The 7,033-nt window shown below is 73.6% G+C and carries 9 protein-coding genes; 1 reads left to right on the top strand and 8 read right to left on the bottom strand.

The genetic code is table 11. From position 1 onward, the window contains the following. Positions 1-119: 119 nt before the first annotated feature. The 5 genes from KME75_RS38560 to KME75_RS38540 all read right to left on the bottom strand — a co-directional run bounded on the left by KME75_RS38560 (position 120) and on the right by KME75_RS38540 (position 4,117). Entirely contained in the window at positions 120-1,145 is a 1,026-nt protein-coding gene (locus tag KME75_RS38560; protein WP_219419881.1) for an iron-containing redox enzyme family protein, read from the bottom strand. Then, positions 1,129-1,353: a CDGSH iron-sulfur domain-containing protein gene (locus tag KME75_RS38555; protein ID WP_219419880.1), complete on the bottom strand. Its 225-nt coding sequence runs from the start codon at positions 1,351-1,353 to the stop codon at positions 1,129-1,131. The genes KME75_RS38560 and KME75_RS38555 overlap by 17 nt, the downstream gene beginning before the upstream one ends. Then, the gene (locus KME75_RS38550; protein WP_246633666.1) at positions 1,346-2,011 is read right to left on the bottom strand and encodes a HemK2/MTQ2 family protein methyltransferase; all 666 of its coding nucleotides are present in this window, start codon (positions 2,009-2,011) and stop codon (positions 1,346-1,348) included. The genes KME75_RS38555 and KME75_RS38550 overlap by 8 nt, the downstream gene beginning before the upstream one ends. 59 nt (positions 2,012-2,070) lie before the next feature. Continuing rightward, positions 2,071-3,069: a ferritin-like domain-containing protein gene (locus KME75_RS38545; RefSeq protein ID WP_219419879.1), complete on the bottom strand. Its 999-nt coding sequence runs from the start codon at positions 3,067-3,069 to the stop codon at positions 2,071-2,073. 106 nt (positions 3,070-3,175) lie between these two features. Then, positions 3,176-4,117 (bottom strand): hypothetical protein, encoded by a 942-nt coding sequence (locus tag KME75_RS38540; RefSeq protein ID WP_219419878.1) that lies wholly within the window; start codon positions 4,115-4,117, stop codon positions 3,176-3,178. 242 nt (positions 4,118-4,359) lie between these two features. Here KME75_RS38540 and ligD point away from each other — a divergent pair, with 242 nt between their 5' ends. Further along, entirely contained in the window at positions 4,360-5,304 is a 945-nt protein-coding gene (gene ligD / locus KME75_RS38535; protein ID WP_219419882.1) for a non-homologous end-joining DNA ligase, read from the top strand. 78 nt (positions 5,305-5,382) lie between these two features. On the opposite strand, the gene KME75_RS38530 is transcribed toward ligD, so the two are convergent. From KME75_RS38530 to KME75_RS38520, 3 genes are all read right to left on the bottom strand, one after another. After that, positions 5,383-5,595: a hypothetical protein gene (locus KME75_RS38530; RefSeq protein ID WP_219419877.1), complete on the bottom strand. Its 213-nt coding sequence runs from the start codon at positions 5,593-5,595 to the stop codon at positions 5,383-5,385. Between the two features lie 86 nt (positions 5,596-5,681). After that, positions 5,682-6,029: a DUF8129 domain-containing protein gene (locus KME75_RS38525; RefSeq protein WP_219419876.1), complete on the bottom strand. Its 348-nt coding sequence runs from the start codon at positions 6,027-6,029 to the stop codon at positions 5,682-5,684. Positions 6,030-6,038: 9 nt separating this feature from the next. After that, positions 6,039-7,033: cytochrome c oxidase subunit I (locus tag KME75_RS38520; RefSeq protein ID WP_219419875.1), on the bottom strand; the 995-nt coding region annotated here is incomplete at its 5' end.

Raw genomic sequence — 7,033 nt, 5'->3', positions numbered from 1 at the left:
TGGCTCTACGTCATCTGGCACTGCTGGCACGACCACACCACCTACGACCCCGCCCGCCACGGAGCCCTCCAACGACTCCTCAACCAAGATCAACCGGCGGCGGCTTGACACAGGGCTACTCATGCCGGCACCGGGACCGGGGCGTCGGGGAGGGGACGGCGCAGCGCGGAGCGGCCGGCGGCCCAGCGCTCCAGCAGCAGGTCGCCGAACCGGTCGGCGAGGAACCCGCTCGCGCGGATCCCGAACACGACGTCGGCGGCGAGCTCGGGATCGGCGGCCAGCAGCGGGGTGATCACACCGCGCCGGACGAGCTGCTCGTGCACGGCGTCGGCCTCGATGTGCTCGTCGTAGAACGCGATCGCGGCCTCGGGCAGCTCCAGGCGCCGCATGGCGCGGACCAGCCGGTCCGAGCCGGGGGAGGAGGTCAGCTCGACGGCGGCGAACTGCCCGACCAGCGCGCCGCGCAGGGCGCGATGCAGCCCGCACAGCGACATGAGGTTGACCTCGGCGAGGGTCTCGGCTGCTGCCGCGTCGAGGTAGGCGCCGTAGCCGGCGTCGAGGTCCAGTGCACGCATCATCTCCGCGAACAGGTGCGCGTGCATGCGGTCGGGATCACCCGCGCCGTACTCGTCGTGCTCGACGGTCACCAGCGCGGCCTTCGCCGGCCCGTCGAGGCGGGCGATCACCCATGCCTGCGGGTCGGCCTCCTTGAGGTGGTAGAGCGAGCGGTGGGCCACGTACTCGCGCAGCTTCCACAGCTCCCCGTCGCGGCGCAGGTGATACGACACGCCGTGGCCGTCGACCGGCTCCATCAGCAGGGCGTCGAGCTCGGCGGCGACGTCGTCCGAGGGCGGCACCTCGCGGCGCAACGCGTCGAGGAACACCCGCTCCAGCTCGGCGCGGATGGTGAGCAGCGCCGGATCCCACTCGCGCTCGTCGTCGACGCCGGCGAAGCCGCGGTAGTGCAGCTCGTAGAGGCAGTAGAGCGCGAGCTGCAGGTCGTCGCCGAAGGGGTCGGCGCCGTCGACGGGCGGGAGGACCTGCGCGCCGTTCCGCAGCGCGTCGAGGACGGCGGCCGAGAGCGGGCCGCGCGCCTGTGGCAGCGACGGCGGCTCAACGGGACGGGGGTCACTCCGGCTGAGCACGGTCCTCCTCCTGGTCGGTCCGGCGCACCTTCCGGCGGTGGCTGGTGTCGCAGAACGGCTGCCGGCGGCTGCGCCGGCACATGCACAAAGCCGTGACCGGACGGTCGGAGCGCACGCGGCGCCCGTCCGGCAGGACGACCTCGACAGGCCCCGAGACGAGGACGGGACCCTCGTCGGTGAGGACGACCTCGCGGCTCTGCTCAGGCATGGCGCGCCCCTAGCACGACCAGCTCCTCGAAGCGCTGGCCCGGCCGGATGAGGCCGCGGGCCTCGAGCATCGCGGCGCGGGCGGCCATGACCGGCCCGAACGGCACGGACGCCTTCGCCAGCACCTCCGGGACCAGCCCGACCCGGTCCAGCGCGTCGAGGGTGAGGTCGGTGTCGCAGACCGCGGAATGCACGAGGAGCACGTCTCCGCCCTCCGCGAGGACACCCGGGACGCCCGCGCAGATCCGGTCGAGCAGCACGCGCCCGTCCGGGCCGGCGTCCCAGCAGCGGGCCTTGCGGTGCCGGGGCAGGACGGCGGTCTCGGCGGGGACGTAGGGCGGGTTGGCCACCACGAGGTCGAAGCGGGGCCCGGCCACCGGGGCGAACAGGTCGCCCCGGTGGACGGTCACCGGCAGGCCGTGCAGCCTGCTGTTGAGCCAGGTGGCGGCGACGGAGCGCAGTGACAGGTCGACGGCCGTGACCGCGGTGGCGCCGGCCCGGGCCGCGGCGAGTGCGAGAGCGCCGCTCCCGGTACCGACGTCGAGCACGCGACGCCCGCGGGCGAAACCGCCCTCGCGCTGCACCTCGCTCCGCATCACGTCCGTCAACAACTGGGTGTCACCCTCGGCCCGGTACACCCCGGGCGGGCGCAGCAACATCACAGACATTCTGTGCCCCTCCCGAAGTGACCCAAACGTGACTCGGTCGACGCCGGCTCTCAGGAACCCATGCGGTCCTTGGCGATGGCGGCGTAGCGCGTCTGCGCGGCCGAGACGACACCGGAGCGGTTCTTGTGGTTCTCCTCGAACGCGATCACCGCGCGGATGTCGTCCGGCGTCGTCAGCTCCCGGATCGCGGCGATGGCGTTCTGTGCCGTCATCTCCTCGTAGTGGGGGATCGGCAGCTCGGACGCCTTCAGCGTGCCCAGGTCGGTGCGCGCTGCGTGCACGGTCTCAGCCACGTCGTCGGCGCCTTCGCGGTGGGCGACGCGCTCGGCGCGCTGCAGCGCGGCGTCGCGGCTCGCCGCGGCGACCTCCCGGGTGCCCGCCCCGAACTGCACGACGCGGCCGGTCACCTCCTCGACGGTCTCGCGCGCGCTCTCGCCGGTGCGGTACACCGTGTGCACAGCGCGGTTGACGCCCTGCACGGCGAACCGGGTGGGCAGCACGACCGCGCGGGTGACGCCGCCGGCCACGCGCTGTAGCGGGGTGGGCGTCAGCGCGGCGGGGCCGCCCAGCGCCTCCTCGGCCAGCACCGTGGTGAGCCAGTCGACGGTGGCGGTGTGCGCCGTGACCAGGTCGTCGGCGAGCTTCTCCACGGCGGGCAGCCCGCCGCGCTCGGCGAGCACGCGCACGTAGCGGGCGCGGTCGAGCAGCTGGTGCTCGAGGGTGAGGTCGCCCAGCAGCGCCTCGTCGATCGGCTGGGCCTGCTCGAGCGTGCTCTTGACCAGCGCGAGCACCCGTCCGATCGCCGGGGTGACGACGTCCGGGACGGCGTCGAGCGCGCGCAGCTGCTGGGCGATGCGCTGTGAGCGCCGGTCGGCGTTGTCGGCGTTCTGCCGCAGCTCGCGGCGCACGGCGTCGGTGCGGGCCTGGGCGACGCGGACGCGGGCGATCTGGGCCTCGGTGCGGGTGAGCTGCTCGAGCGCCCGCAGCTGCGTGACGATGGTGTCGGTGGCGACGGTCTTCGGGCTGGTGACGGTGGTGGCGTTCGCCATGGTGGCGATCAGTCCTCTCGATCGTCGGTGGACGTGATCGGAGGGTTCCCGGCTTCGGCGCAGGGCACTCCTCGACGGTGGTGTGAGTGCGCTCTCGATTCGGCGCTCAGACCTGCTCGAGCCGGGCCCGCGCCCGGGCCGTGCGCGTGGCCGCAGCGCCCGCGTCCCGGGCCGACGCCTTTGCGGCCGCCTCGGCCTCCCGGGCCCTCGCCGTCGCCGCCCGCTCCTGCACACGGGCGGCGTCGAGGGCGGCGACGAGCTCGGCGACCCGGTCGCGGGCGTCGTCGCGGGCCGCCACCGCCTCGTCGCGGGCGGCCTCGTCGGCCCGCTGCCGCGCGCGGGCTGCGTCCTCCTCGGCCTCGGCGTCGGCGAGGGCCCGCTCCCGGCGCTCGCGTTCGGCCCGCTCGCGTTCGGCGCGTTCCCTCTCGGCCCGTTCCTGTTCGGCCCGTTCTTGCTCTGCCCATTCCTGCTCGAACCGGTCCTCTCCAACCGGTGCGGGCGGGGCCGGGGGCGGCGGCGCGGGCACCGGGACGGCGCCGGGGTCGGCCTCCGGGCCGAAACCGGTGTAGCTGACGGTGCGGGTCAGCCGCCCGGAGCGGACCTGGGCGGCGATGTCGGGCTGGGCGAGCGCCGCCTCGAGGATGCCCTGCAGGTCGCGCAGGACGGCGTCCGGCACGGGGTCGCCCGCCGCGACCGCGAGGCGTCCCGCCTCCCGCGCCATCGCCGTGACGAGCTGCGTGCGACGCGCCGACAACTGCCGCAGCGCGGCGCCGTCCAGCGTCCGCTGCGCGTCGGCCAGCCCGGCGCCGAGCGCGAGGAAGCCCGTGAGCTGCTCGCCGCGGTGCCGGGCCAGCAGGTTCGCCAGCCACGCCGCGCGGGTGGGCCGCCGCAACCGCCCGATCGACTTGGCCAACTCGCGGTCGCCCCGCTCGCGCGCCCGTGCCACGGCGGTGTCTCGCTCCGCGACGAACTCGTCGGGCAGAAGCCCGTACAGCGCGTCGGCGACGGCATCGAGTTCGGCGTCGGGGTCGGCGGCGGGCTCCGGCACGTCGCCAGCGTAGGGCCGGTCGCCCCCAAGATCCCCCGGTTGAGCGCGCAACAGTTACCGTGGAACCAGCGTGGTCGGCGGCACCCCCCGAGTCGCCCCGCGCCCGGCGGCCGCTTCCCCACCCCTCGAGAAGCGGCCGCCGGACCACACTTTCGGCTCGCGGCTGGTGCAGCACCGCCGGTTGCGGGGCAATCTGCTGCGTGATGGCCGACACCGCACCACTGCCTGCCCCCGTGGCGCCGATGTTGGCCGCCGCGGGTGCGCCGCCCGCGGGCCCGGGCTGGGCGTTCGAGTTCAAGTGGGACGGGGTGCGGGCCGTCACCGCGGTGGCCGGCGACCTGGTGCGGGCCCACAGCCGCCGCGGCAACGAGGTCACCAGGGCCTACCCGGAGCTGGCGGAGCTCGCGGAGCTGCTCGACGGGCGGCCCGCGCTGCTGGACGGCGAGGTCGTCGCGCTCGACGCGGCGGGCCGGCCCGACTTCGGGATGCTCCAGCACCGGATGCACGTCCGCGCGCCGGCGCGGGAGCTCGTCGAGCGGATCCCGGTGTCGTACGTGGTGTTCGATTTGCTGCACCTGGACGGCACGCCGCTGCTCACCGAGCCCTACCACCGCCGCCGGGAGCTCCTGGAGGCGCTCGGGCTGGCCGGGTCGAGGGTGCGGGTGCCCCCGGGCACCGCGGGCGTCGCGGGATCCCGGTTGCTCGAGGTGGCCCGCGCGCACGGCCTGGAGGGCGTGGTCGGGAAGCGCCGCAGCTCCCGCTACGAACCCGGCAAGCGCTCGCCCGCGTGGGTCAAGACCGCGCTGCTGCAGACCCAGGAGGTGGTGGTCGGCGGCTGGACCGCGGGGGAGGGGCGGCGGTCGCGCACGCTGGGCGCTCTGCTGCTGGGCGCCTACGACGAGCGCGGCGACCTGCGCTACCTCGGGCACGTCGGCACGGGGTTCACCGAGTCGGCCCTGCGCGACCTGCTGGACCGGCTGCTGCCGCTCGAGCAGCGGCTGAGCCCGTTCGACGAGGAGGTGCCCCGCGACGAGGCGCGCCGGGCCCGGTGGGTGCGGCCCGCGCTGGTCGGCGAGGTCGTCTACCGGGTGCTCACCCGCGAGGGCCGCATCCGGCACGCGGCGTGGCGGGGCCTGCGCGCCGACAAGGACCCGGGCGACGCGCGGCTGTACTCAGAGCCGTCGTGAGGTCACGCTGATGGAGATCACCGGCACCACCCTGCCACGGGTGGTGCCGGTGATCGTCGGAGAATCAGCGGGTGCGGATCAGGCCGACTCCACCTTGCGGTGCTCGTTCGGCACGCAGTGCGTCATCTGGTGTCCCTCGACGTTGCGCGGCCCGTTCTTGCCCAGGTTGGCCAGGCGCTGCTGTTCTTCCTCGTTGAGGGTCTGCTTCGGCAGCGGCGGGAGGTCGCGCACGTCGTCGGCGCTGATGCCGAGCCCCTCGCCGACCCGCTGGCCCAGCTCGTCCTCGCACATGAAGAAGTGCCTTTGCCCTCTCCGGACGTGCCCGCACCATCGTGGGCCGAAACGGGCACGTGCGCAGCACACGTCACACGGTGCGGCTAGCGCCCCCGGATGTCGCGGTTCGGGGTCTGCTCCGCCACTCCCTGCCGCAGGGGCTGGTTGTTCATCTGGGCGCCGGCCTCCGACACCGGGGAACCGCCCTGCGGGGGCGGGGCCTGCTCCGGCTGCGCCGCGGCCGGGTCGCCCTCGGACAGCGGGGCACCCGCCTCGACCGCCTCCAGACGGTGCCGCAACAGCTCGAGCACCGGGAGCCGGTCGCCGTGCGTCCGCTCGTAGGTCAGCAGCTCGCGCAGCTCGTCGGCCGACAGGGCGCGGATCCGGCTCTGCAGGCTGCCCTCCGGGAGGTGGTCGTAGTCCGGGATGGGCAGGTTCGATCGCTCGGTCATCGTCTCCCCCTAGCGGGACTTCGGGTCGTCGTCGGGCTGTTCCTCGCGGCCGACGCCCTGGGCCGCCATCTCGTACGGCGACGCCTTGCCGTGGACGTGGGCCTCGTCGCGGTAGCGCTCGACCAGGTGCGGGTAGTGCAGCTCGAACGCCGGCCGTTCGGAGCGGATGCGGGGCAGCTCGGTGAAGTTGTGCCGCGGCGGCGGGCAGGTGGTGGCCCATTCCAGCGAGTTGCCGAACCCCCACGGGTCATCGGCGGTGGCCACGCGGCCGAAGCGGTAGCTGCGGAAGACGTTCCACAGGAACGGCAGGGTGGAGGCACCGAGCACGAACGCCCCGATCGAGGAGACCGCGTTGAGCACGGTGAACCCGTCGGTGGGCAGGTAGTCGACGTACCGCCGCGGCATGCCCTCGTTACCGACCCAGTGCTGCACCAGGAACGTCAGGTGGAACCCGACGAACGTGGTCCAGAAATGGACCTTGCCGAGGGTCTCGTCGAGGAACCGGCCGGTCATCTTGGGGAACCAGAAGTAGATCCCGGCGAAGGTGGCGAACACGATCGTGCCGAACAGCACGTAGTGGAAATGCGCCACCACGAAGTAGGTGTCGTTGAGGTGGAAGTCCAGCGGTGGGGAGGCCAGCAGGATCCCGGTCAACCCGCCGAGCAGGAACGTCACCAGGAACCCGGCCGACCACAGCATCGGCGTCTCGAACGTGATCTTGCCCCGCCACATCGTCCCGATCCAGTTGACGAACTTGATCCCCGTGGGCAGGGCGATGAGGAAGGTGGTGAGCGAGAAGAACGCGAGCAGGACGGCGCCGGTGGCGAACATGTGGTGCGCCCACACCACGACCGACAACCCGGTGAGGATGACCGTTGCGAAGATCATGGTGCGGTAGCCGAACAGGGGTTTGCGGCTGAACACCGGGATGACCTCGGTGATGATCCCGAAGAACGGCAACGCCACGATGTAGACCTCGGGGTGGCCGAAGAACCAGAACAGGT

Source organism: Pseudonocardia nigra, assembly GCF_019396355.1.
GTDB classification, from domain to species: domain Bacteria; phylum Actinomycetota; class Actinomycetes; order Mycobacteriales; family Pseudonocardiaceae; genus Pseudonocardia; species Pseudonocardia nigra.
Note: the sequence above shows the minus strand (reverse complement) of the source record. Positions and strands in the feature narration are given on the sequence as shown.

What these genes read in the sequence shown, in the direction of transcription:
- ligD (WP_219419882.1), top strand. Translation starts at nt 4,360, where the DNA reads ATGTTGGCCGCCGCGGGTGCGCCGCCCGCGGGCCCGGGCTGGGCGTTC.
- KME75_RS38550 (WP_246633666.1), bottom strand. Translation starts at nt 2,011, where the DNA reads ATGTTGCTGCGCCCGCCCGGGGTGTACCGGGCCGAGGGTGACACCCAG.
- KME75_RS38525 (WP_219419876.1), bottom strand. Translation starts at nt 6,029, where the DNA reads ATGACCGAGCGATCGAACCTGCCCATCCCGGACTACGACCACCTCCCG.
- KME75_RS38555 (WP_219419880.1), bottom strand. Translation starts at nt 1,353, where the DNA reads ATGCCTGAGCAGAGCCGCGAGGTCGTCCTCACCGACGAGGGTCCCGTC.
- KME75_RS38530 (WP_219419877.1), bottom strand. Translation starts at nt 5,595, where the DNA reads ATGTGCGAGGACGAGCTGGGCCAGCGGGTCGGCGAGGGGCTCGGCATC.
- KME75_RS38545 (WP_219419879.1), bottom strand. Translation starts at nt 3,069, where the DNA reads ATGGCGAACGCCACCACCGTCACCAGCCCGAAGACCGTCGCCACCGAC.